This window comes from Providencia sp. R33 (assembly GCF_019343475.1).
GTDB lineage: Bacteria > Pseudomonadota > Gammaproteobacteria > Enterobacterales > Enterobacteriaceae > Providencia.
The window spans coordinates 81,979-103,628 of the sequence record NZ_CP072453.1 but is presented as its reverse complement, the minus strand read 5'-3'; the positions used below and the strand labels follow the sequence as shown (position 1 = coordinate 103,628).

The window sequence follows — 21,650 nt, the reverse complement described above, 5'->3', positions numbered from 1 at the left end:
GTGATATGGAAAATAAAGACATAAGACGCGCCAACCTGCGCGCCCTGATGAATGAATATATATCTTCAGGTCACACTAAAGCGCAGTTTGCTGACAAGCTGGACATGCCAGCATCACAACTAAGCCAGATAACCAGTGACAGGGCTGTAAGAAATATCGGTGACGCCATTGCTAGAAAAATTGAAACTCTCTTATCTCTTCCTACAGGGTGGCTGGATAGAATCCAAATAGAAAAAGATGATAAAAACACCTCGCCAAGTAGTTTTATATTGCAAAATATATCTAATGATAATACTGTACAAACATACAGGATTGAGCAGTATGATTTGGAATATAGCTGCGGAGGAGGTAGTTTGAACAATGATTACCCTGAGGTTATAAGAGCTGTAGAATTGAATCCTGATGAAGCTAAGCGCATGTTTGGAAACAGAAAAGCCTCATCTCTAGGTATAGTTACTGCTGTTGGGGATAGCATGCTAGGGACTATTGACCCCGGCACATTGGTTATAGTAGATAAAACCGTGAACCGTTTTATCAGTGATGGTATCTATGCGTTTACCTTTATGGACGGATCACATATCAAAAGACTACAACTACTAGGGAATAAGCTAGCTGTAATTAGCGACAATAAAATTTATCAAACTTGGGAAATAAACGAAGAGAATGAAAGCCAACTGAGAATTGAAGGATTTGTCGTTGGTAAATGGGAAATGAATTACACCCGCCTAGGTTAAAATAAACAATCATCAATACATTAACCCGCCTAGTGCGGGTTTTTTCGTTTCTGCAAAAAATAATTTATCAAAATATTATTAAAATAATCAATATGATAAATCCACAACCCACCAGAATGATAAATTATTTATCAAATTGCTATTGACCAAAATTTATCATTGAGATAAATTTAACTCCATCGAAGGCAAGCAACATGAAATATACGCCTTATGCTCTTTAATAATTTAGCTTCCTCCTTGAAAACGGGAGGCCAAAGTGAAGTTAGCTTTGGGATTGGTCATCGCTCCGCTAAGCGTGAATGGTAGATGAGTGCGCTACCACCAATCACCAAAGTTAACTAACTGAGGATTTTATTATGAACTCAAGACAGCGTTATAAATTACGCAGGAAAGAGGAGCGCATGGAACAGCGCAAAGAAGAGTCACGGAAGGTTAATTCATTCGATGTTATGGCGCAGATAATAGTTGAGTTGAAGAAGCTCAAATCAGCACCAGACACACGCAAACAACCACGGCTACGCAAGCCGATTATGAGTGACAGTTCAGTCACAGCAAGGGGATAGATATGAGTTTTCATGATTTATCGAAAGAATCGAAGCAGATAGCAAGAGAAACGCTTGCTGAAATGTTGAAGCTTGAGAGAGCTCAGGCATTTAACCTAAATGATGGCGCAAGTATTGAGCTAGCAAAGTTTGTAAAAGACGCCTTCATTGAATTAGAAACAGAGGTCAATGTGGGCGTTGGTCAAGCACCTATTGAAAGGCACTGGAGCGATTATGGATAGCGATGCAGCCAATAGGTTGAGGAAGAAATGGATGCTTTAGTTAACTAATTACAGTCCATCAAGGTGGGCTGTGGTGAGTTGATTAACGAACAAATCACAAGACCTATCGCAGGTCTTTTTTATTACCTAAATATAGGAAAATAAACATGAATACCGATGAATTAAGAAAGATTCTTGATGAGCACAAAGTGTATGTAGAGTCCTTTGGCGAAAGCGGGTCTAAGGCTAACCTGATAGGCGCTAACCTGATAGACGCTAACCTGATAGGCGCTAACCTGAGAGACGCTGACCTGATAGGCGCTAACCTGAGAGACGCTGACCTGAGAGGCGCTAACCTGAGAGACGCTAACCTGATAGACGCTAACCTGATAGGCGCTAACCTGATAGGCGCTAACCTGAGAGACGCTGACCTGAGAGGCGCTAACCTGAGAGACGCTAACCTGATAGGCGCTAACCTGAGAGACGCTAACCTGATAGGCGCTAACCTGATAGGCGCTAACCTGAGAGACGCTAACCTGATAGGCGCTAACCTGATAGACGCTAACCTGATAGGCGCTAACCTGATAGGCGCTAACCTGAGAGGCGCTAACCTGATAGGCGCTAACCTGAGAGGCGCTGAACTGCCAGATCACACCTACGTAATCATGGGCGAAAAATACCCTATCACTATCACAAACGGTGAATATCTTCGTGCTGGTTGCCAAAATCACACTATTGATGATTGGCGCAAATTCACTAAACGTGAAATAACTGAAATGGACGGTAAGACCGCTCTTAAATTCTACCCCCGCCTGTTGGATATCGCAGATTTTTATCTAGGTAAAGGCAAGCGTCCTGAGTGGTTAAATGCACTATATAGTGAAGAAGAGTGATTGGTGAGTTGATTAATAGATAGGAGCTGCAATGAAATGTAGCAATAAATATTGCCAAGATGGCATTGAGTTTATTACCTGTTGCTCTGGTCGTGAATGTGGCTGCATGGGGCAACCAGTAGCGGCAACCAATTGCAAGGAATGCAATAAAGAGAACAGAGAGCCAACAGACGAGCAAGTTATTCAAGAGATGCAATACCTTGAATGGCTTGGTGATTAATAGATAGGAGATAGAGATATGACACGTTTAACAAATAGCTTGAAAGAAGTTATCACGCAAAACGCATTAGAGAAATCAGGTCTTTTACAGCAGGAAAAAGAGTTAGACCTGAAATATAACAAGTTAGCTTTAGAGGTTCGCATTGAAGCGCTCGGCGGCGAAAGTAAAGCCAAAGAAATGGATGGGCTATATAGCAAGGCTGTTGAGCTTACAGAAAAACTTCGCCAATCAGTAAATGAAGACATTGGTGTTCATTACGTACTAAGACACAGACTTTACGCGTCGTTTGGTGGAATGCGACTTTGGTTGAAGTACGGTAAAAAAGAAAATGGAGATAAGACTTACCTACTCACTCCATGTGATTCTAAGTGCCTGTTTGCAGCCGATCACCCATTAAGCATTAAGTTCTCAGAGTTTGAGGATGAAAAACGAAATATCACCAATAAAGTTAAAGATGTTAAAGCAAATGTAACAGCAGCTTTAAACTCAGTAACTACCGTTAAGCGCCTATTAACCATCTGGCCTGAAGCTAAAGAGCTATTACCGAAAGATGTTGAAAAAGCATCAGTTCAATTACCCGCACTGAAAGTTGAAAAGCTAAATGAAATTATCGGATTACCAACTGAAAAAGCAGCTTAACTAGCATCGTGTTTAGTTAATAACGGAGGGAGTATGACAGAACAATACGAATATGCATCAATTCGCGTAGAAATGGCGAGTGATGCGACTATTAGGGATTATTTTGCCGCTAAGGTTATGCAGGGTGATTTTGCTGCTCAAAGTAATGATGTTGGTATTTATGGTCACCATCTTACTGACGAGCAACTGGCGGATATGTCGAAATTCTACTACCGCATGGCAGATGCAATGTTAAAGGCTAGGGGGTGATATGGAGTTTAAGCACACGCCAGCGCCGTGGCTTATTGAAGAGCGCGACATCAACGGAAAATGGGATGATAAGTATTTTGGCATCCAAACTATGGAGATAGATAGTTGTGAATATATGTATTTACTTGATTCAACAGTTGTTGGATATGAACAATCACTAGCCAACGCTCATCTAATCGCAGCAGCACCAGAGTTATTAGAGGCTTTGATTGAAATGCAACGGAATGGGCGCAAGCAAGGTTGGAATGACATTTACGAGTCATCAATGGAAAAGACACGCTTAGCAATCGCAAAAGCCCTCGGTCAGCAGTAACCCTCCGCACCAACACCAGAGCCTAAATAACAATCGCTATCAATCGATATGTGAGAGTTTCGCACATCCAGAGGTAAGCATGAATATTGATAAGTACAAACTTTGTTTAGCTCAACAGCAAGCATGGCGTGCTCTTTATCTCAAGGATGAGAACGGATGGAGCGAAGCAAACGAAACATTAAAAACAGCATACGGAGTACAGCATGAACGCAAAGCAGAAACACGCAAAACAGCAGATATTCACCCTACTACGTGAGTCTGAAATGACAAATGAGCAAATCGACGACTTAGTTTTCCAGTGGAAAATGAAAGCATCGATGGAGCGTACAAATCTCATTCAGCATGAAATTAATAACCGTGGAGCAAAAGCATTCACGTAAGGGCGCAGCATGAATATTCAACTCAAAGGCCATGACCCCAACTTTGAGATTGGAGAAATGGCTATTGATATTTACAACGAAATTGACGGAGAGGAACTTCGACAATTATCAGAATCAACCAAGGAACGGATATTCAATAAAATACAGGATGTATTGAAAGAAAGGCTAATTCAATGAAAGAAGGAATTATTTACGGGCTGAGTAATGAAGACTATCACAAGGATGATGCGATAGGTTCAACGTCAGTTAAAGCCATTAGTGTTAGCCCTGCAAATCTGTATTTTAACCCATTTAAAGGAAGTAAATCGGCACAGATTGGAACGGCAATTCATGCAGCATTACTGGAGCCTGAAGTATTTGAAAGGGATTTCATACTTGAACCAGAGATAAAAACTCGCTCATCCAAGGAATATAAGGAATTAGCGAGAACCTACAATGCTGACAATATTCTAATAAATGGCGAAGTAGAAACAATCACACGGATGATTGAGTCGGCAAGGATGAATACCGACTTTATGGATTACATGGCGGCAAATGGAAAATCAGAAGTATCGATGTTTGCCACCTGTCCGGTTACTGGGTTAAGACTTAAATGTCGGTTCGATAGATTATCAGACTCCCACCCTTACCCGCTTGATGTCAAAAGTTGCATGGATGCAACTGAGCGAGGTTTTAGTCAGGCATTCGGTAAATATCACTACCATATTCAAGCCGCCTTTTATCTGTACGTTTTAAGGCTAACTACAGGGATTGAGTTAGACCAGTTTTGCTTCTTTGCACTTCAAAATAAACCACCTTATACCAACTGCATGTATTACATCGGCACGGAATCGCTGGAACTTGGTTATAAGCACATGCACGAAGCATTACGCAAAATTAAAGAATGCATTGATGATGAATCACTACGAACTGAAGGAATAGTTCTGCCGCCGAGTGAAATCAATGTTCCTAATTACTTATTCGATGATGAATATTTAGACGATGAGGTGTATCTCTAATGGACTTATCACGCACAATTATTCCAAAATCAGATCAGCTTAACTTTGAAGATGTTCAATCTACCCCAATAACAGCAACTATCAAATCAGTAAGAGAAGGCTCTAAAGACCAGCCGGTATTTATTGACCTCGTTGGTTATGACGGTCGCCCATATAAGCCATCAAAATCAATGCGAAGAGTGTTAATTGGAGCTTGGAGTAGCGACGGTCATTCGTGGGTTGGAAGATCAATAACATTAATTGGAGACCCAACCGTTAAATTCGGTGGCGTTGCAGTTGGTGGTATCAAAATTCACGCAATGAGCCATATAGAAAGCGACCTTTCATTCATGCTCTCAGTCTCACGCGGCAAGCGAGCCGAGCACAGAGTTAAAAAGTTAATGACCAATTTTGATTTGCTATCTGACTTTACTGGTAAGGCGGGTGAAATGACGCCAGAGCAATTAGATAGATCATATAACTGGCTTAAAAACAAATTCTCTGGTGATACCGAAAACTTAGAAAAACTAGAAATAGTTTATCAAAGTACAAAATCTGACATGGAGAAAGCTAATGTCTGATATGAACCAATGCAACTTTACTGGCAGGATTGGCGGGTTGGAATTGCGCTACATTCCTAATGGTTCAGCAATAATGCAGTTTTCAGTAGCTATTGGAGAATCGCGAAAAGATGACAGCGGGCAGTGGATTGATAAAACCACTTGGGTTCGCTGTGAAGCTTGGGGAGGTTCAGCGGAATACATGGATAGAAACGCACAGAAAGGAACTCAGGTGCGTATCACTGCCAAAGTTGAAGTCAAGGAGTGGGAAGATAAGCAAACAGGACAAAAGCGCAGTTCTACTATTTTTAAAACCAAAGAAATCCAAATTCTAGGCAATAGAAAAGAAAGCAACAGCAATCAGGCAGGAAGCCAACAGCCAGCGCGACAACCTCAGCAGCCACAGCAACAAGCGCCGCAGAATGAGCCACCAATGGATTTCGATGACGATATGATCCCGTTCTAGAAGGAATCAAGCATGGATAATACGCAATTATGTATAGAAAGTTACTCTCGGCATAAAAACCTTAAGTTAGTTGGCATGGAGCTAGGTATACCGTGGCAATCGGTATATAGCACGCTAAGGAAGGCGGATTATCCAGTAACTGGTGATAAAGCTAGATATGGGTCAGTTACAGATAGAATAGCGGTTATTGGTGAGCAAAAGTTTAAGAAGGCAGTTCCAATAGCCATAGATAATAATGACTTGAAGTATCAAGCAGATATTGATTTCACCATTGGAAATATAACGATAGATGTTAAAACGTCAAGAATAAGGCGAAAACAGCAAGGGAAAGGCATTAAAAATGCAGCCCCAAGATGGGGTTATTGCATAAACAAACAAAAGGACACCGCTGACTTCTTCGTTCTATACGCCCTTGATGATAACAATGAAACTGAGCATGTTTTTCTGATGCCGAATGAAATTGTAACTGCCGTCTCAATGATTTCAATACCTGAAACACTAGCCAGTAAATGGGCGGATTACAAAATAGAAGAAGGTGAATTATTGCCATTCTTCCAGTCTTTGTGATTCGCCCCTATCGGGCTCCCCTACCCACGCCACGCTATTTATGTGATTTAACCAAAGGATATAACCATGCCTGTAACTACCGAGGTGGTGAAAGTTTATTACTCGCCAACTAGGAATAGGCGATATTTCAGCAAGGAAGCTGCAATAAAAGCCGAAGCCAAAGCGCGAATATTCAAGAAGTACCCGCCTGAGCCGTATGAATCCGACACTGGATATGCTGGCTACAACATTTGGGATGATAGACCTGAATTCTATCAGAGAGCATTACGTTTTCTTTCTTACCTAATTAAGAAAAGTATCAAATAACCAAAGGATATATTTGCAAGGATGCAAACAGGAGATAGATATGACTATTACATTAACAACAAAGCAAATAATAGCTATGGCTGATTTTGCTGGATTAAAGATAGACACACACGGTTTAGACATTGACGACGAAGCGGAATATACACTAGATGATGAGCATAATTTAGACTATTTCGATAAATCCAAGCCTATTTTTTACTGCACTGAATATCCAGAGGAAGGCGCTATTCAGTTGGGTTAATTTAACTCGCAGGGATGCAATGAAGAGGAATGAATATGAAATTAACAGAGCGTCAATTTAGCACATTAAAAAATGTTAAATCAGGGCTTGGGCAGCTAAGTAATAAATTAACAATTAGATCTCTTGAGAAAAAAGGCTTAGTCAAATTACATGCTCCTATTGGCTGGACATTAACTAAATTAGGAATTGATGAATTAAAAAAGGTGGAGTGATGGATAAATCAAGCCAGTTAACGGAAATAACAAAGGCTCAATGCTTTTAATATGGCGACCGTACATTAAACCACGGAAGATAATTAGCACTGTCGATAGAGACGAATTAATAAATATCGGCAATCAAATATTAAATGAATGGAAGATAGCATAGGTGACATATGACACCACAGGAAATGGAGAATGGACGCAGGGCTATTGCAAGGGAATGCAAGCAAGAATTAGAAAATAACAAGCCGCTTAATGATGTAAAACGAAAATCAATTCTCAGCAAGTACCTAAATAAATTCACCACTTGGCTATCTCCAGACCAATTAAAGAAAACGACCGTAAATATATGGTTGAGTGTTTATGTTGAAAAGTTACATAAGGAAGAAAAACATGGATAATAGATATTTAGATATGCGTGGAGTTGAAGAGCTAACCGGATATAAAAAATCATATATCTACAGGGAGATTAAACACGGCAGGTTCCCAAGACAAGTTAAAAACGGCTCATCCTCTAGATGGCCTGCCGAACAAGTTATTCAGTGGCTTAACACTAAGTTTACCCCTCAATGATAGACAGCAATTCAGACTCCCAAAACTCCATCATTTTCCGCCTTTCATCTAAATATTCAGCATGGTTGTACGCAGCAATAGTTCTATTCTGTTCTGCGTGCGCCAGTTGCTTTTCTATCACCTCAGTTCTAAATCCTGCCTCATATAGACGTGTCGAAGCTGTCGCTCTGAAGTCATGACACGTCAATTCACCAGAGCCAAACCCAAGATAAGTAATAGCTCTATTTAATGTCGTGTAGCTAAGTGACTTTGTGCTATTAACAATACTTGGAAATACCAAGCCATTAATATTCTCACCGAATGCCGCTTTCAGCTTAATGAATTCATTAGTGATACCATCAGTCAAAGGCACGCTGTGCGGCCTTCCCATTTTCATTCGTTCTTTTTTTACCACCCATAGATTATTATCTAGGTCGAACTCATCCCATGTGGCATTTCTTAATTCAGCCTGACGAACAAATAAAAACGGAAGTAAATACAAGGCGGATTTTGTTTGCAGATAAACCCTGCTTTTATTTAAATTATCAAAATACTTCTTCAGGTTATCATTGCTTATATTCTTAGAGTGAGTTGTATTAGGTGTAATTATTGCACCTTTTAATAAAGCAGCCGGATCACTTTCTGCTCTGAGCGTAGAAGCTGCATAGCAAAAAATAGATGAGCACCACTGTCTAACCTTTAAAGCTGTTGACGCAGAACCTCTATTCTCCATGCTTTTCATTACTAACAGGATATCATTAGGGGTAACTTCTTTAATTGGCTTATGGCCAAATGCAGGGAAGCAATCTCTCTCCAAGTATTCTCTAACCTGCTTTTTTGTTCCTGCTTTCCAAGTTATGGATTTCTTTTCCATCCACTCCTCAGCAATGAACATAAATGTATTTTTGTTTTCAAGCTCAATCTGGTGTTGCTGGTTTTTCTTTTCAGTTGTCGGATTAAGCCCTTTTCTAGCAATACTTTTAGCCCAATCTCTTTCTTTTCTCGCTTCTGATAATGACACGAACGGATATTCGCCGATGGTGTAACGACCATCTTTTGATGATGAAAGCCAAAACCTATAACGCCAGAATTTACTACCGCTTGGCCTAACTTCAATATACAGGCCATCACTATCAGCTACGTTATACGCTTTGTCTTTTGGTTTGAGGGATTTTATCTTTGTATCAGTAAGAGCCATGGCAGGACAACCTCAGGATAAGATTAAATTGTCCTGTAAGTTGTCCTGTTTTTTCATGGATGTCAATGGATAGATATGGAAAGCTATGGAAAACTAAATCTATCTATCATTGAGTTAAATAAACTTCGCGGAAATCAATGGATGCCTATGGATAAAGATTGTCATTACTCAATAAAATCTTTAGCATCGACATTATCCTGCCCATTTTGATTAATAATTTCTCGTACAACGCTGGTCGCAAAACAACCTGAATTCAAGAAGAACGCCAATTTTACCGTTGAATCATCTAACCATTGCCATGCAAAATTTTGCGGTTTAGCAATAATTGCACGACGAGCTGGCGAAACACGTTCGCGCTGCATCAGTGGCATAAATGCTTGATATTCTGTTAAACATGCCGTTTCGAATGCCAACGCGTCATCTTGTGTACCTAACTCACCATCTCCGGGCAAAGGTGCTGTGACGCTCAACTCGGATGAGTGTAAACGGTTTTGCAATGATGGAAGTTCTTCTTGTGTTGCCACAAACCAACTGCCTCGCCCCGTTAATTGTAAAGCATCACCTAACAGCGCTTGCTGCATAGTTCCTTGGGCAATTCGCTCGCTCGCCACATGATTAAACATGGCGCTACGTGCTGCTGATAGATAAAAACTGCGCTTATTGCGTTCACGAACTTGAATCTCTTGGTTAGCCCAGCGCAAAGCTTGGGTTAAATTCTGCCCATCACGGCCAAAACGCTGCTCACCAAAATAATTTGGCACACCCGAAGTGGCGATTTTTTGCAGGCGTTGCTCAACGTCATTGGCATCTGAAATATCACGCAATGTGATTTCAAATTGATTTCCTTTCAGAGAACCAATACGTAATTTACGCTTTTGTCGCGTCACGGCAAGCACGCGGCAACCATCTAATTGCCACGCGGAGAAATCCGGCGTGTCTTTACCTGGCATTTGCAAGCAAAACCACTGTTCCGTCACCGCATGTCTATCTTTTAAACCAGCATAGCTCACAACACGAGCTGAAATTTTGGCAAATTTGGCAAGTTGCTCTGCCACAAACAGCGTATTACAGCCTGTTTTTTCCACACGCACCATCACGTGCTCGCCTTCGCCATCTAACTCGAAGCCTAGGTCTTCTTTCACGATAAAATCTTCAGGAGTACTTTTTAATGTTCCTGAAGAAAGAGGTTTACCATGCAGGTACTGAACATTCATTGCTTTCATTACTATTATCTTTCACTAAAAGGACAACGGCGGCACACGCGATGCCTTCTTTACGACCGACAAAACCTAATTGCTCTGTTGTTGTCGCTTTCGCATTCACATCATCCATATGACATTCTAAGTCTTCTGCAATATTCACGCGCATTTGGGGAATATGAGGCAGCATTTTCGGGGCTTGCGCCATAATGGTGATATCGATATTACCAATACGATAACCTTTAGCACGCACGTGGCAAAAGGCTTCCCTTAATAAAACACGGCTATCCGCCCCTTTAAATGCAGGGTCAGTATCAGGGAATAATTTACCGATATCCCCCAGTGCCGCAGCACCTAAAATCGCATCCGTTAACGCATGTAACACGACATCACCATCTGAATGAGCCAGTAAACCTTGCTCGTAGGGAATACGCACGCCGCCAATTACGATAGGGCCTTCGCCACCAAACTTGTGTACGTCAAAACCGTGTCCGATTCTCATTATTTTTCCTTAGTTATTCATTCTTGAAAGATAAAACTCCGCCAGTGCGAGGTCTTCAGGCTGCGTCACTTTTAAGTTATCCGCTCGGCCTGCCACGAGAACAGGTTGATAGCCGCAGTACTCCAGTGCTGAAGCTTCATCGGTAATCACGGCGTTCTCTTTCAAGGCTTTACTTAGACAGTTCCGTAAGAGTTCCAACGGAAAAAATTGGGGTGTTAATGCGTGCCATAGTGCCTCGCGTTCAACCGTGTGATCGATTAATACAGAGGTTTTTACACTACGTTTCATGGTGTCACGCACAGGGGCGGCAAGAATACCACCACAGCAACCTTGTTCCGTTGCTAGTTGAATAATATTATTGAGATCGTGTTGGTGGAGACAAGGCCGCGCCGCATCATGCACCAGTACCCAACAATCATGATAATCAGGTTGCGAGCTAAGGTAGTTAAGCCCTGCCAAAACAGAATCGGCTCGCTCTTTTCCACCAGTGACAACGGTCACTCTAGGGTCTTTAGCAATATCAAGTTGTTGAAAATAATCATCATCGGCGCTAAGTGCGATAACCACCGTATTAACGGTGTTATTCGCTAACAATGCATCAATGGTATGTTCGATAATCGTTTTGCCCGCGACGGGTAAATACTGCTTAGGGCAATCAGCATTCATACGACTGCCGATACCTGCTGCTGGGATCAGTGCAACAATTTGTGGGGCAACACTTGGATTTGTCATTATTTGGTTCTTACATCAGAAATTATCAGGCAAATGGGCGCACTATTTTAGGATTCATATTATTGAGCTGATTTCTGGTTGCTACTTTCTTTTACCATGCGATAGAAAGACTCACCCGGTTTAATCATACCGAGTTCACTACGCGCACGCTCTTCAATTGCATCTTGACCATCATTGAGGTCATTAATTTCAGCAAATAGCTGTTCATTACGCATTTTTAAGCGCGAGTTAACAATTTCCTGCGCGGCAACATCGTCTTTGACTTGGACATAATCATGTATGCCATTCTTGCCTAACCATAAGGAATACTGCAACCATGCTAATATCGCGATTAATAGTAGCGTTAATTTACCCATCTTGCCCCCTGAAATGATGTGCTAATCATCCCATAACTCAGCGAATCGCGCTACTGTGACAAAAAATTATATTAAAAAGTCAGAATAAATCGGATTTGTAACCCTTAACTATCACCTAATTTTATCACTAAAAATAAAAAACTGGGATTTAAGATGATAGCTAAGTGGCATTAATAATCCATTTGAATGATATTATTGCGCAGCAATAGTGCAATAATCTGAGAAAGAGAATCGGAGATAGGTAGCTGCCCATCAAGTCGTAATTCAGGGCTTAAGGGTGTTTCATATGGGGAATCAATCCCTGTAAACTGCTTAATTTTACCTTCTCGCGCTTGTTGATATAACCCTTTCGGGTCACGTTGTTCACACACTTCGACGGGCGTATCAACGTATAACTCAAAAAATTGGTTTGGTTCGAATAATTCACGAACACTTTGTCGATCCGATTGAAAAGGCGAAATAAACGCCGTTGCTACTACTAACCCCGCATCCACCATTAATTTAGCAACTTCACCCACTCGCCGAATGTTTTCTTGCCTATCAGCCTCACTAAACCCAAGGTCGCGGCATAACCCATGACGAATATTATCGCCATCCAATAAATAGGTTTTCACGCCAATCGAAGCCAGCTGGTGTTCAACCGCCCCCGCCAGTGTCGATTTACCCGACCCAGATAGCCCAGTAAACCACAATACAGCCCCTTTATGGCCATTATTGCTTTCCCGCAAAGGGCGAGTCACCGCATGCTGGTGCCACACAATATTGTTATCTTGAGTCATTGGTTTATTTCCCACCCAGTACATCCCGAGCGCCCCAATGAGGGAAATGTCGGCGGATCAACTGGTTAAGCTCAATTTCAAATTCGCTAAATTCCCCCGTTGCCTCAAACGTTGGCTCTTGTGCTTCTCGTACAAGCCCAGCGCCCACCGTCACATTCGTCAGCCTGTCGATAAAAATCATGCCACCCGTGTCAGCGTTGCGTTGGTAGTTTTCCAACAACAAAGGTTCATCAAAGGAAAATTCCACCAAACCGATACCATTTAATGGCAATTCCGTAGCGACTTTTTGGGTGAGATTATTCACATCCACTTGGTATTGAATGTTTTCGACTTTCCCACGGCTGCGTTTTCCCGCAATTTTAATATCTAACTGCTGGCCTTGAACAAGGGGTTGTTCCGCCATCCACACCACATCAATCAACGCATGTTGCGTGGTTTGCAAGTTTTCGTTTTCTGCGACGATTAAATCTCCGCGGCTAATGTCGATTTCATCATCCAACACCAACGTGATGGCCTCACCGGGTATAGCGAAATCCTGCAAGCCTGAAAATGTCACTATCTCTTTAATCTTGGCCGTTGCCCCCGATGGCAGCACTTTCACGGCCTGCCCGACTTGGACAATGCCTGACGATAATGTACCGCTATAACCGCGAAAATCTAAATTGGGTCGATTCACATATTGCACAGGGAAACGCAGCGCTTGCTCGGAGGCCTTTTGCTCAACCTGCACGCTTTCTAAAATAGATAATAACGTTTCCCCTTGGTACCAAGGTAATTGCTCGCTCGGGTTAACGATATTGTCACCATCAAGCGCTGAAATTGGTACAAACCACACATTTAATTCAACAGGTAATTCAGTGGCAAACTGTTGGTAATCCTGTTTAATTTTGTCGAATACGGCTTCACTGTATTCCACCAGATCCATTTTATTCACCGCAACAATCAAATGGCGGATCCCCAGTAGTGTACTGATAAAGCTGTGGCGACGTGTTTGCTCTTGTACGCCTTTTCGAGCATCGATCAACAAAATAGAAAGTGAGCAAGTTGATGCACCTGTCGCCATATTGCGGGTATATTGCTCATGTCCTGGGGTATCTGCGATGATAAACTTACGTTTTTCCGTCGAAAAATAGCGATATGCCACATCGATGGTGATCCCTTGCTCACGTTCTGCGGCAAGGCCATCCACCAGCAAGGCGAGATCAAGCTTTTCCCCTTGGGTTCCCAGCCGCTTACTATCACTTTGCAGCGTTGTGAGCTGATCTTGATAGATTTGTCGGGTATCGTGCAATAAACGCCCGATTAATGTACTTTTTCCATCATCCACGTTGCCGCAGGTGAGAAAGCGTAAAAGCCCTTTTTGTTGCTGCGCAAGTAAGTAAGGTTCCACGCCGCCTTGCTGCTCAATTTGCAGCGCGATTGATTCGTTATAAACGACTTGTGCCATAATTTGCTCCCCATCTTATCTTGCGAATTAAAAATAACCTTGGCGCTTTTTTAGCTCCATGGATGCTGACTGGTCACTATCAATCAACCGCCCTTGTCGCTCACTGGTGGTCGAAATCAACATTTCTTCGATGATTTCAGGCAATGTTTGTGCTTGGGACTCAACAGCCCCCGTTAGTGGCCAGCAACCTAACGTTCGAAAACGCACTTGTTGCTTGCTGATCACTTCACCTACTTTTAAGTCAATGCGGTCATCATCCACCATCAACAAAGTGCCATCTCGCTGGATCACTGGGCGCTCTTTCGCAAAATATAGTGGAACAATATCGATATTTTCCAAGTAGATATATTGCCAAATATCCAGCTCTGTCCAATTCGACAGTGGGAATACACGAATGCTTTCCCCTTTATTGATCTGCCCGTTGTAATTGTGCCAAAGTTCAGGTCGTTGGTTTTTCGGATCCCAACGATGAGATCGGTCTCTAAATGAGTAGATCCGCTCTTTTGCACGGGATTTTTCTTCGTCACGCCGTGCTCCGCCAAAAGCTGCATCAAAACCGTATTTATCGAGTGCTTGTTTCAAGCCTTCGGTTTTCATAATATCCGTGTGTTTTGCACTGCCATGCACAAAGGGGTTGATCCCCAACCTTTCCCCTTCAGGGTTACGGTGGATCAATAATTCAAAACCATATTTTTGCGCCGTCGCATCACGAAACTCATACATTTCGCGGAATTTCCACCCTGTATCCACATGCAATAATGGGAACGGTAATTTCCCGGGATAGAAGGCCTTACGCGCTAAATGCAACATCACAGAAGAGTCTTTTCCGATGGAATACAGCATCACAGGGTTCGCAAATTCGGCGGCGACTTCACGAATAATATGAATACTTTCTGCCTCTAACTGCTGTAAGTGGGTCAATTTTTTCTCGTTCACAATAACCTCCATCATTAAGCCAGTTCCAGCACAGCACTACGCCAGCGGATATCTTCTGTTTGCGAACCAAACCATGCGAGTTCGTTGTGTAATGCCGTAACCTCGCCAATGACAATCAACGCAGGTGCAGGGGCTTGTTGAGCAAGTGCGTCGAGATCATGCAATTTGCCCGTTACCACTTTTTGGTCACGCCGCGTCCCACACCCCACAACAGCGACAGGGGTGTCACTCCCACGGCCAAATTTAATCAATTGCTCACTGATATTGGCCGCCTTTACGGTGCCCATATAAATCGCTAACGTTTGCTGACCGCGAGCCAATGCCTGCCAATCCAGATCCGCGCCATTTTCACGGCAATGCCCAGTAATAAACGTGATGCTCTGCGAATGCTCTCGGTGGGTAAGCGGAATACCTGCATAGGCCGTCGCGCCGATTGCGGCTGTTACACCAGGCACCACTTGGAAGGGGATCTCCGCCTTTGCAGCAACTTGCAATTCTTCGCCACCACGACCAAAAACAAACGGGTCACCACCTTTTAACCGCACGACTTTTTTACCCTGCTGAGCAAATTTCACGATCATTTCATTGGTTTCTTCTTGGGAAACGCTGTGGTTCCCCGCCCGTTTACCTACGCAAATTTTGTCTGCATCACGGCGTACCAATTCGAGGATCTCCTCGCTCACCAAATGGTCGTATAAAACCACCTCCGCACTTTGCAATACTCGTAGCCCTTTTAGTGTCAGCAGTCCTGCATCACCGGGACCTGCACCAACTAAAATCAACTCACCGCGGTTGTCTTGTTCATAAAGTTGGCGCTCAAGTTGTTGTTCCGCTTCACTTAACTGCCCTTTTTCCACTAAAGAAGCAAAGCGACCACTAAAACTTTTTTCCCAGAAACGCTTTCTTTCTCGCATATTGCTTAGCGTCTCTTTAACTTTCCCCCGCCAACGCCCTGCAATTTCTGCCATTTTGCCTAACGACAATGGCAGCATGGTTTCCAGTTTTTCTCTGAGTAGACGCGCCAACACAGGAGCAGTGCCCCCAGAGGAAATCGCTACAATTACTGGCGAGCGGTCAATAATAGAAGGGACGATAAACGAGCACAGCGGCTGGTCATCAACCACGTTGACGAAAATTTTGCGCTCATTGGCATCGTAAAACACCGTTTCATTGAGGAGCGCGTCATCCGTTGCTGCAATCACTAAAAAAGCATCATCCAGCAACGAAGAACGGTACTCTTGCGCTAACCACTCAAAGTGGCCTTGCTGGTATTGCGTTTGTAATTGAGGACATAACGACGGGGAGATCACCACAAGTTGAGCCTGTGATTTGATGAGCAATTCGGCCTTGCGCGCAGCCACTACGCCACCGCCAATTAGCACCACTTTGCGCGTACGTACATCAACAAATAACGGTAAATAATCCATCTTGCTCACCCATCGTTATACAAACAAATTATATGAAACATAAAATTGACTATATGGTGTAAAAGTTAAGGTTTGAAATGCTAAAAAAATATGACTTGTAACTGAAAGGAATAAGCCAAATACCCCTTAATCAACAAGAAACCAAGTCAAAAAACACCAAATAACCCAAACTTAACTTAAACTTTGTTTTTATTAATTATTTATAAAAAATAATAGATATCCATTTTTTAAATACAGACATCCCTTTGTAATTAAACAAATATTTTATTAAATCTATAACTATCTAAATTTTAAACTCAAACTATGCTTTAAATCAGGACTAACCCATACTCTAAATAATTCATGTTGTCGCTAGGCAGCAAGTAAATGAGTCGCTAGGAACATACATAAGTATGTGACTAGCGCGAATGCACGTAGCCAACAATCCTGCACCTTGAACAACATGTGGGATCCTCCCCTAAATAGTTCAAATTGCAGCTAGGCGTCAAACGAAGATATCCTTAGGAACATACACAAGTATGTGACTAAGGTAGCTGAGTGCGGACAACAACGCTGCGGTTTGAAATATGACGGGGATGACGAGTATTTAGTTTTCATGAAGCCCACACTCCCTCTTCAAACCAAAAAAACGCGTATCTTCCTCATTCATACCCGCTTCCCATTTGCGAGTTGTATGAGTATCCCCAACGGATAAATAACCCTGCTCCCACAGCGGGTGATATGGCAAGTTATGCTTTGTTAGGTATTCATAGACTTGCTTATTATTCCAATCAATTACAGGTAGGATTTTAAAAATCCCTTTGCCGATGCCAAGCACGGATAAATTTGCACGGCTTGCGGATTGCTCTCGCCTTAACCCTGAAAACCAGCTCTGCGCCTGTAGCTCATTTAAGGCTCTTTCCATGGGCTCCACTTTGTTCAATTGGTTATAACGCTCAATTCCTTCAAGGCCTTGCGTCCAAAGCTGCCCATAGATTGCTTCTTGCCAAGCGGGTGTTTGTTTAGCGCGATACACCTGTAAATTCAGGTGAAGTCTCTGCGTCAATTGCTCAATAAATTGATAGGTTTCAGGGAAAAGATAACCTGTATCGGTCAATATCACGGGTATTTCAGGCAATACCTGCGTCACCATATGCAAGGTGAGCGCCGCTTGAATACCAAAACTGGATGACAAGACAAATTGCGCTGGTAAGTGTTCTACAGCCCATTCAATGCGCTGCTGCGCGGTCTTATTTTCCAGTTGGGTATTCAACTCAGATAAATACGCCGTTTGCTGCGCTTTATCTAACCCCTGTAACGCTGAAAGCTCAAGTCGGCTCATACCGCCTCCTTAACCTCATAGAAATCCACGGCGGAATTTAGCACCGGTTTCACCACCGCAGTGCGGATCAGAAAATCACCAAATCCCTCTTGTGCTAAGCGGTTTTTCGCCCAATCACCAATAAGCTCATCTAGGATGGATAAAATTTCTGCACTGCTAATATTTTCGCGATACATGCGAGGAATACGGGTTCCAATGCGGTTACCACCAAGGTGTAAGTTATACCTATCTAACGCTTTCCCAACTAACCCGACTTCCGCCAGCATCGCCCTTCCACACCCATTTGGGCAGCCAGTAATGCGTAGAACAATGTGCTCATCCGCCACATGGTGCGCCGCCATGATATTTTCAACATGGGTCGTAAATTCAGGTAAAAAGCGTTCAGCTTCTGCCATCGCCAAAGGGCATGTCGGAAAAGAAACACAAGCCATGGAGTTTTCACGTTGCGGTGTAATCGCATCGCTCATTAAACCATGGGCTCTCGCGATGGCTTCTATGGTCGCTTTTTCACTTTCAGGCACACCCGCCACAATAAGATTTTGGTTAGCCGTTAAGCGAAAATCCCCTTGGTGAATACGCGCAATTTCTGCAACGCCTGTTTTCAGCGGCTTATCTTCTAAATCAATCAATCGACCATTTTCAATAAATAACGTTAAGTGCCAACGATTGTCGATCCCTTTAAGCCAACCAATTTTGTCACCGCGCTCAGTAAATTCATAAGGGCGGATCGGTTCAAAACTCACACCTGCGCGCTTTTCAACTTCCACTTTAAATGTATCGACGCCAACACGTTCTAAGGTGTACTTGGTTTTGGCATTTTTGCGTTCAGTACGGTTACCCCAATCACGCTGAGTGGTGACAATCGCTTCCGCGACCGCCAGCGTTTTATCTAATGGAATAAAACCAAATTCACTGGCTAAGCGTGGAAATGTTGCAGTATCACCATGAGTCATCGCTAATCCGCCGCCCACTAACACATTGAAGCCAATCAGCTCGCCATTTTCGGCAATTGCCACAAAGTTCATGTCATTGGCGTGTAAATCTACATCATTCAACGGCGGGATCACCACCGAGGTTTTAAATTTTCGAGGTAAGTAAGTCTGCCCTAGAATTGGCTCTTCATCCGTTGTCACCACTTTTTCTTTATCTAGCCAAATTTCAGCGTAAGCGCTGGTTCGTGGTAATAAATGCTCAGAAATTTTCTTTGCCCATTCATAAGCTTGCTGATGTAGCTCTGATTGCACAGGGTTAGATGTACATAACACATTACGGTTAACATCGTTTGCCGTGGCGAGTGCATCCAATCCGACATGGCTTAACATTTGGTGGGCAGGTTTCACATCCCCTTTAAGGATGCCGTGAAACTGAAATGTTTGCCGATTAGTAATGCGTACGCTGCCATATAACGTGTGCTCTGAGGCGAACTTATCAATATCAAGCCATTGTTTCGGCGTGATAATTCCCCCTGGCAAGCGGCAGCGTAACATCATTGCGTGGCGAGGCTCTAATTTCTGCTCTGCCCGCTCAGCGCGAATATCCCTGTCGTCCTGTTGATACATACCATGAAAGCGGATTAATAAAAAATTGTCCCCATCAAAGCCGCCCGTTAAACCATTTTTTAAGTCTTCCTTAATGGTACCGCGCAAATAGTTACTGTCTTGCTTCATACGTTCGCTATCGGCCAATTTGCCTTCGACGATTAAGGGTTTTTGTTGCTGTTCATTGCTCATTAATAAACATCCCTCTGATAACGGCGCATTACGCGCAGCTCACTTAAAAATTCATCGGCGGCTTCAGCGTCCATGTTGCCGTACTGACCGATGATATCCAATAAAGCCTGTTCAACATCTTTCGCCATTCGGTTTGCATCGCCACAGACGTATATATGTGCGCCCTCTTGCAGCCATTGCCACACCGCTTCCCCTTGCTCGCGCAACTTGTCCTGTACATAGACTTTTTGTTGTTGATCGCGCGACCAAGCCAAAGAAATTTGTGTTAATAAGCCATCTTTCACATAACGCTGCCATTCCACTTGATATAGAAAATCATCAACAAAATGGGGGTTACCGAAAAATAACCAGTTTTTACCCGTTGCACCATCGTTATCCCGCTGCTGTAAAAATGCACGGAATGGGGCGATACCTGTTCCTGGTCCAATCATAATGACAGGCGTTTCTGGGTTCGCAGGTAAACGAAAATTATCATTGTGTTCAATGAAAATACGTAGCTCATCACCTTCATTGAGTCTGTCAGCTAAAAAGCCTGATGCTCCACCGGTACGCGGGCGACCATCAATGTCATAGCGCACTACCCCCACCGTTGCGTGAACCTCATCTTCAGCCTCTGACTGAGAAGATGAAATGGAATACAAACGGGGCGTTAATGGGCGCAGTAAATCAATAAACTCTTGTGCACTTGGCTGAGATGCCGCTTGGCGTACCATGTCCACAATTGGCGTGTTTTGTGCGTAATGCAAAATAGCTGGCTTATCACTGATCAGCGATAACAACGCATCGTCTTTAGAAAGCTGAGCGTATTTTTCCACAATCACAGGGGTATTTTGTGTTAACTCTAATTGGTAAATCAGTGCATCACGCAAAGAGTGGCGTTGAGTCCCAATAAAGACGTCTTCATCGCCCTTCAGCCACAGTAATGCCACCAGCTCATCCACTAAAGCAGGGTCATTATCGAACCACACGCCTAGCGCATCTCCCGGTAGATAACGCAGCCCAGAATCCCCTAAATCAATTTCAATGTGCCGCACGTCTTTTTGTGAATCTCGGCTAGTGATTTTCTGGTTACTGAGCAGCGATGCCGTTAATGGTGCAGTTTTACTGTACGGTGATGTGTGAATTTCGTTCACGCTACCCGTTTGTGCAGACAACAGCTGACTGTCACTTTGTGCTGGTACGCGCGCTTTCAAAACGCTCGTTAGGTTCTCAACCCATTCATCGGCAATGGATTGGTATTCCACATCCGCATCAATTCGCTCAAATAATGATTTCGCGCCCAACACAGCAAGTTGTGAATCAAAATCCTTACCTGCTTGGCAAAATTTTTCATAAGAAGAATCCCCCAGTGCAAATACCGCGTATTGCGTTTGTGATAAATCAGGGGCTTTTTTCGAGAATAGGTATTTATAAAGCGCAACCGCCTCTTCTGCGGGTTCCCCTTCCCCTTGGGTTGATGCCACGATAACCAACAGTTTTTCTTGGTTAATTTGCTTAAATTTATAGTCGCCTGCGTTCACTAAATTGACATTAACTTTTTCGCCAACTAAACGCTCTCTAAGCTGTTCCGATAAACGGCGGGCATTCCCCGTTTGCGATGCAGAAATAATCGTCACGGTTTCTTGAGCCGCAACAGGGGTACCCACAGACATATCTGTGGGTGCTGTTTGGTTTACCATTCCCCATAAATATCCCGACAGCCACGCGAGCTGATGGGATGAAAAATCGTCGACCGCAGTTTGTAGACGCGTTAATTGCTCAGTTGATATTGGCAGCAATGCTAATGGCGGCTGTTTTTTTGTCATTATCCTGTAACCCCAATGTCGCTCATCTTTGAATTTTTCTCACAAACGAGTGTAGTAGGCTAATTGGTACAGCCACTCACTCGGAAAAGATCGACAACCTATCGCTCAATCGCTCCCCTAAATAATTCAGGTAACAAAGCAAAAAATGCCGTGTTACC

At 43.1% G+C, this 21,650-nt stretch carries 30 protein-coding genes and 1 pseudogene; 19 read left to right on the top strand and 12 right to left on the bottom strand.

Annotated features, from left to right (window positions below):
- The first annotated feature begins 5 nt into the window (after window positions 1–5).
- The 19 genes and pseudogenes from J6836_RS00545 (at window position 6) to J6836_RS23295 (ending at window position 8,081) form a co-directional block, all read left to right on the top strand.
- Window positions 6–734: a LexA family transcriptional regulator gene (locus J6836_RS00545; RefSeq protein ID WP_219245989.1), complete on the top strand. Its 729-nt coding sequence runs from the start codon at window positions 6–8 to the stop codon at window positions 732–734.
- A 356-nt stretch (window positions 735–1,090) separates the two neighbouring features.
- Complete coding sequence (locus tag J6836_RS00540; RefSeq protein WP_219245988.1) at window positions 1,091–1,297, top strand: hypothetical protein; 207 nt, start codon at window positions 1,091–1,093, stop codon at window positions 1,295–1,297.
- Window positions 1,298–1,299: 2 nt separating this feature from the next.
- Window positions 1,300–1,518 (top strand): hypothetical protein, encoded by a 219-nt coding sequence (locus J6836_RS00535; RefSeq protein ID WP_219245987.1) that lies wholly within the window; start codon window positions 1,300–1,302, stop codon window positions 1,516–1,518.
- A gap of 146 nt (window positions 1,519–1,664) precedes the next feature.
- Window positions 1,665–2,390 carry a pentapeptide repeat-containing protein gene (locus J6836_RS00530; RefSeq protein ID WP_219245986.1) on the top strand — a complete coding sequence of 242 codons (726 nt, stop codon included), beginning with the start codon at window positions 1,665–1,667 and terminating at the stop codon, window positions 2,388–2,390.
- A 31-nt stretch (window positions 2,391–2,421) separates the two neighbouring features.
- Window positions 2,422–2,610 carry a hypothetical protein gene (locus tag J6836_RS00525; protein ID WP_063073722.1) on the top strand — a complete coding sequence of 63 codons (189 nt, stop codon included), beginning with the start codon at window positions 2,422–2,424 and terminating at the stop codon, window positions 2,608–2,610.
- An 18-nt stretch (window positions 2,611–2,628) separates the two neighbouring features.
- Entirely contained in the window at window positions 2,629–3,249 is a 621-nt protein-coding gene (locus J6836_RS00520) for an Nmad5 family putative nucleotide modification protein (RefSeq protein ID WP_219245985.1), read from the top strand.
- A 33-nt stretch (window positions 3,250–3,282) separates the two neighbouring features.
- A complete protein-coding gene (locus J6836_RS00515) occupies window positions 3,283–3,498 on the top strand; it encodes a hypothetical protein (protein WP_109911114.1) in 216 nt (71 codons plus the stop codon).
- Window position 3,499: 1 nt separating this feature from the next.
- Window positions 3,500–3,811, top strand: a complete 312-nt coding sequence (locus tag J6836_RS00510) for a hypothetical protein (RefSeq protein WP_219245984.1) — start codon at window positions 3,500–3,502, stop codon at window positions 3,809–3,811.
- 203 nt (window positions 3,812–4,014) lie between these two features.
- Complete coding sequence (locus J6836_RS00505) at window positions 4,015–4,191, top strand: hypothetical protein (RefSeq protein WP_167363358.1); 177 nt, start codon at window positions 4,015–4,017, stop codon at window positions 4,189–4,191.
- 9 nt (window positions 4,192–4,200) lie between these two features.
- On the top strand, window positions 4,201–4,368 hold the full coding sequence (locus J6836_RS22880) for a hypothetical protein (RefSeq protein ID WP_219245983.1): 168 nt from the start codon (window positions 4,201–4,203) through the stop codon (window positions 4,366–4,368).
- A complete protein-coding gene (locus tag J6836_RS00495) occupies window positions 4,365–5,189 on the top strand; it encodes a PD-(D/E)XK nuclease-like domain-containing protein (protein ID WP_219245982.1) in 825 nt (274 codons plus the stop codon). Before J6836_RS22880 ends, J6836_RS00495 begins: the two co-directional genes overlap by 4 nt.
- Entirely contained in the window at window positions 5,189–5,749 is a 561-nt protein-coding gene (locus J6836_RS00490; protein ID WP_219245981.1) for a hypothetical protein, read from the top strand. Before J6836_RS00495 ends, J6836_RS00490 begins: the two co-directional genes overlap by 1 nt.
- Window positions 5,742–6,194 (top strand): single-stranded DNA-binding protein, encoded by a 453-nt coding sequence (locus J6836_RS00485; protein ID WP_219245980.1) that lies wholly within the window; start codon window positions 5,742–5,744, stop codon window positions 6,192–6,194. The genes J6836_RS00490 and J6836_RS00485 overlap by 8 nt, the downstream gene beginning before the upstream one ends.
- Window positions 6,195–6,206: 12 nt before the next feature.
- Window positions 6,207–6,761 carry a hypothetical protein gene (locus J6836_RS00480; RefSeq protein WP_052170000.1) on the top strand — a complete coding sequence of 185 codons (555 nt, stop codon included), beginning with the start codon at window positions 6,207–6,209 and terminating at the stop codon, window positions 6,759–6,761.
- A gap of 346 nt (window positions 6,762–7,107) precedes the next feature.
- A complete protein-coding gene (locus tag J6836_RS00475; RefSeq protein ID WP_219245979.1) occupies window positions 7,108–7,308 on the top strand; it encodes a hypothetical protein in 201 nt (66 codons plus the stop codon).
- Between the two features lie 35 nt (window positions 7,309–7,343).
- Window positions 7,344–7,520, top strand: a complete 177-nt coding sequence (locus J6836_RS00470; RefSeq protein ID WP_255586292.1) for a hypothetical protein — start codon at window positions 7,344–7,346, stop codon at window positions 7,518–7,520.
- Window positions 7,521–7,530: 10 nt separating this feature from the next.
- Window positions 7,531–7,674 (top strand): annotated as a pseudogene (locus J6836_RS00465) (DNA N-6-adenine-methyltransferase); the annotation flags it as partial.
- A gap of 7 nt (window positions 7,675–7,681) precedes the next feature.
- Window positions 7,682–7,909 carry a hypothetical protein gene (locus tag J6836_RS00460; RefSeq protein ID WP_123382441.1) on the top strand — a complete coding sequence of 76 codons (228 nt, stop codon included), beginning with the start codon at window positions 7,682–7,684 and terminating at the stop codon, window positions 7,907–7,909.
- On the top strand, window positions 7,872–8,081 hold the full coding sequence (locus J6836_RS23295) for a helix-turn-helix transcriptional regulator (RefSeq protein ID WP_442959462.1): 210 nt from the start codon (window positions 7,872–7,874) through the stop codon (window positions 8,079–8,081). Before J6836_RS00460 ends, J6836_RS23295 begins: the two co-directional genes overlap by 38 nt.
- Here J6836_RS23295 and J6836_RS00450 read toward each other — a convergent pair.
- The 12 genes from J6836_RS00450 to cysJ all read right to left on the bottom strand — a co-directional run bounded on the left by J6836_RS00450 (window position 8,068) and on the right by cysJ (window position 21,492).
- The gene (locus J6836_RS00450) at window positions 8,068–9,258 is read right to left on the bottom strand and encodes a tyrosine-type recombinase/integrase (RefSeq protein WP_219245977.1); all 1,191 of its coding nucleotides are present in this window, start codon (window positions 9,256–9,258) and stop codon (window positions 8,068–8,070) included. The two genes, J6836_RS23295 and J6836_RS00450, sit on opposite strands and share 14 nt — an antisense overlap.
- A 164-nt stretch (window positions 9,259–9,422) precedes the next feature.
- Window positions 9,423–10,481 (bottom strand): tRNA pseudouridine(13) synthase TruD, encoded by a 1,059-nt coding sequence (truD, locus tag J6836_RS00445; RefSeq protein WP_219245976.1) that lies wholly within the window; start codon window positions 10,479–10,481, stop codon window positions 9,423–9,425.
- Complete coding sequence (gene ispF / locus J6836_RS00440; RefSeq protein WP_206086862.1) at window positions 10,447–10,959, bottom strand: 2-C-methyl-D-erythritol 2,4-cyclodiphosphate synthase; 513 nt, start codon at window positions 10,957–10,959, stop codon at window positions 10,447–10,449. Before ispF ends, truD begins: the two co-directional genes overlap by 35 nt.
- Before the next feature lie 9 nt (window positions 10,960–10,968).
- Window positions 10,969–11,691, bottom strand: coding sequence for a 2-C-methyl-D-erythritol 4-phosphate cytidylyltransferase (ispD, locus tag J6836_RS00435; protein ID WP_219245975.1), 723 nt, complete (start codon window positions 11,689–11,691; stop codon window positions 10,969–10,971).
- 59 nt (window positions 11,692–11,750) lie between these two features.
- A complete protein-coding gene (ftsB, locus tag J6836_RS00430) occupies window positions 11,751–12,047 on the bottom strand; it encodes a cell division protein FtsB (protein WP_047757167.1) in 297 nt (98 codons plus the stop codon).
- 170 nt (window positions 12,048–12,217) lie between these two features.
- A complete protein-coding gene (gene cysC, locus J6836_RS00425; RefSeq protein WP_219245974.1) occupies window positions 12,218–12,826 on the bottom strand; it encodes an adenylyl-sulfate kinase in 609 nt (202 codons plus the stop codon).
- A gap of 4 nt (window positions 12,827–12,830) precedes the next feature.
- Entirely contained in the window at window positions 12,831–14,273 is a 1,443-nt protein-coding gene (gene cysN, locus J6836_RS00420) for a sulfate adenylyltransferase subunit CysN (RefSeq protein WP_219245973.1), read from the bottom strand.
- A 27-nt stretch (window positions 14,274–14,300) separates the two neighbouring features.
- Window positions 14,301–15,209 (bottom strand): sulfate adenylyltransferase subunit CysD, encoded by a 909-nt coding sequence (gene cysD / locus J6836_RS00415; RefSeq protein WP_219245972.1) that lies wholly within the window; start codon window positions 15,207–15,209, stop codon window positions 14,301–14,303.
- A 14-nt stretch (window positions 15,210–15,223) separates the two neighbouring features.
- Window positions 15,224–16,636 (bottom strand): siroheme synthase CysG, encoded by a 1,413-nt coding sequence (gene cysG / locus J6836_RS00410; RefSeq protein ID WP_219245971.1) that lies wholly within the window; start codon window positions 16,634–16,636, stop codon window positions 15,224–15,226.
- A 586-nt stretch (window positions 16,637–17,222) separates the two neighbouring features.
- Window positions 17,223–17,957 (bottom strand): phosphoadenosine phosphosulfate reductase, encoded by a 735-nt coding sequence (gene cysH, locus J6836_RS00405; RefSeq protein ID WP_219245970.1) that lies wholly within the window; start codon window positions 17,955–17,957, stop codon window positions 17,223–17,225.
- Window positions 17,954–19,687, bottom strand: coding sequence for an assimilatory sulfite reductase (NADPH) hemoprotein subunit (cysI, locus tag J6836_RS00400; protein ID WP_219245969.1), 1,734 nt, complete (start codon window positions 19,685–19,687; stop codon window positions 17,954–17,956). Before cysI ends, cysH begins: the two co-directional genes overlap by 4 nt.
- Window positions 19,687–21,492, bottom strand: coding sequence for an NADPH-dependent assimilatory sulfite reductase flavoprotein subunit (gene cysJ / locus J6836_RS00395; RefSeq protein WP_219245968.1), 1,806 nt, complete (start codon window positions 21,490–21,492; stop codon window positions 19,687–19,689). Before cysJ ends, cysI begins: the two co-directional genes overlap by 1 nt.
- Window positions 21,493–21,650 lie beyond the last annotated feature (158 nt).

Coding starts and splice junctions, on each gene's coding strand:
- cysI (WP_219245969.1), bottom strand. CDS start 19,687: ATGAGCAATGAACAGCAACAAAAACCCTTAATCGTCGAAGGCAAATTG.
- cysN (WP_219245973.1), bottom strand. CDS start 14,273: ATGGCACAAGTCGTTTATAACGAATCAATCGCGCTGCAAATTGAGCAG.
- J6836_RS00530 (WP_219245986.1), top strand. CDS start 1,665: ATGAATACCGATGAATTAAGAAAGATTCTTGATGAGCACAAAGTGTAT.
- J6836_RS00495 (WP_219245982.1), top strand. CDS start 4,365: ATGAAAGAAGGAATTATTTACGGGCTGAGTAATGAAGACTATCACAAG.
- J6836_RS00475 (WP_219245979.1), top strand. CDS start 7,108: ATGACTATTACATTAACAACAAAGCAAATAATAGCTATGGCTGATTTT.
- J6836_RS00485 (WP_219245980.1), top strand. CDS start 5,742: ATGTCTGATATGAACCAATGCAACTTTACTGGCAGGATTGGCGGGTTG.
- J6836_RS00460 (WP_123382441.1), top strand. CDS start 7,682: ATGACACCACAGGAAATGGAGAATGGACGCAGGGCTATTGCAAGGGAA.
- ispF (WP_206086862.1), bottom strand. CDS start 10,959: ATGAGAATCGGACACGGTTTTGACGTACACAAGTTTGGTGGCGAAGGC.
- cysC (WP_219245974.1), bottom strand. CDS start 12,826: ATGACTCAAGATAACAATATTGTGTGGCACCAGCATGCGGTGACTCGC.
- cysG (WP_219245971.1), bottom strand. CDS start 16,636: ATGGATTATTTACCGTTATTTGTTGATGTACGTACGCGCAAAGTGGTG.
- J6836_RS00525 (WP_063073722.1), top strand. CDS start 2,422: ATGAAATGTAGCAATAAATATTGCCAAGATGGCATTGAGTTTATTACC.
- J6836_RS22880 (WP_219245983.1), top strand. CDS start 4,201: ATGAATATTCAACTCAAAGGCCATGACCCCAACTTTGAGATTGGAGAA.
- J6836_RS00545 (WP_219245989.1), top strand. CDS start 6: ATGGAAAATAAAGACATAAGACGCGCCAACCTGCGCGCCCTGATGAAT.
- J6836_RS00520 (WP_219245985.1), top strand. CDS start 2,629: ATGACACGTTTAACAAATAGCTTGAAAGAAGTTATCACGCAAAACGCA.
- J6836_RS00540 (WP_219245988.1), top strand. CDS start 1,091: ATGAACTCAAGACAGCGTTATAAATTACGCAGGAAAGAGGAGCGCATG.
- J6836_RS00510 (WP_219245984.1), top strand. CDS start 3,500: ATGGAGTTTAAGCACACGCCAGCGCCGTGGCTTATTGAAGAGCGCGAC.
- J6836_RS00450 (WP_219245977.1), bottom strand. CDS start 9,258: ATGGCTCTTACTGATACAAAGATAAAATCCCTCAAACCAAAAGACAAA.
- J6836_RS23295 (WP_442959462.1), top strand. CDS start 7,872: ATGTTGAAAAGTTACATAAGGAAGAAAAACATGGATAATAGATATTTA.
- cysH (WP_219245970.1), bottom strand. CDS start 17,957: ATGAGCCGACTTGAGCTTTCAGCGTTACAGGGGTTAGATAAAGCGCAG.
- J6836_RS00480 (WP_052170000.1), top strand. CDS start 6,207: ATGGATAATACGCAATTATGTATAGAAAGTTACTCTCGGCATAAAAAC.
- ftsB (WP_047757167.1), bottom strand. CDS start 12,047: ATGGGTAAATTAACGCTACTATTAATCGCGATATTAGCATGGTTGCAG.
- J6836_RS00505 (WP_167363358.1), top strand. CDS start 4,015: ATGAACGCAAAGCAGAAACACGCAAAACAGCAGATATTCACCCTACTA.
- truD (WP_219245976.1), bottom strand. CDS start 10,481: ATGAAAGCAATGAATGTTCAGTACCTGCATGGTAAACCTCTTTCTTCA.
- J6836_RS00515 (WP_109911114.1), top strand. CDS start 3,283: ATGACAGAACAATACGAATATGCATCAATTCGCGTAGAAATGGCGAGT.
- J6836_RS00470 (WP_255586292.1), top strand. CDS start 7,344: ATGAAATTAACAGAGCGTCAATTTAGCACATTAAAAAATGTTAAATCA.
- cysJ (WP_219245968.1), bottom strand. CDS start 21,492: ATGACAAAAAAACAGCCGCCATTAGCATTGCTGCCAATATCAACTGAG.
- ispD (WP_219245975.1), bottom strand. CDS start 11,691: ATGACAAATCCAAGTGTTGCCCCACAAATTGTTGCACTGATCCCAGCA.
- J6836_RS00490 (WP_219245981.1), top strand. CDS start 5,189: ATGGACTTATCACGCACAATTATTCCAAAATCAGATCAGCTTAACTTT.
- J6836_RS00535 (WP_219245987.1), top strand. CDS start 1,300: ATGAGTTTTCATGATTTATCGAAAGAATCGAAGCAGATAGCAAGAGAA.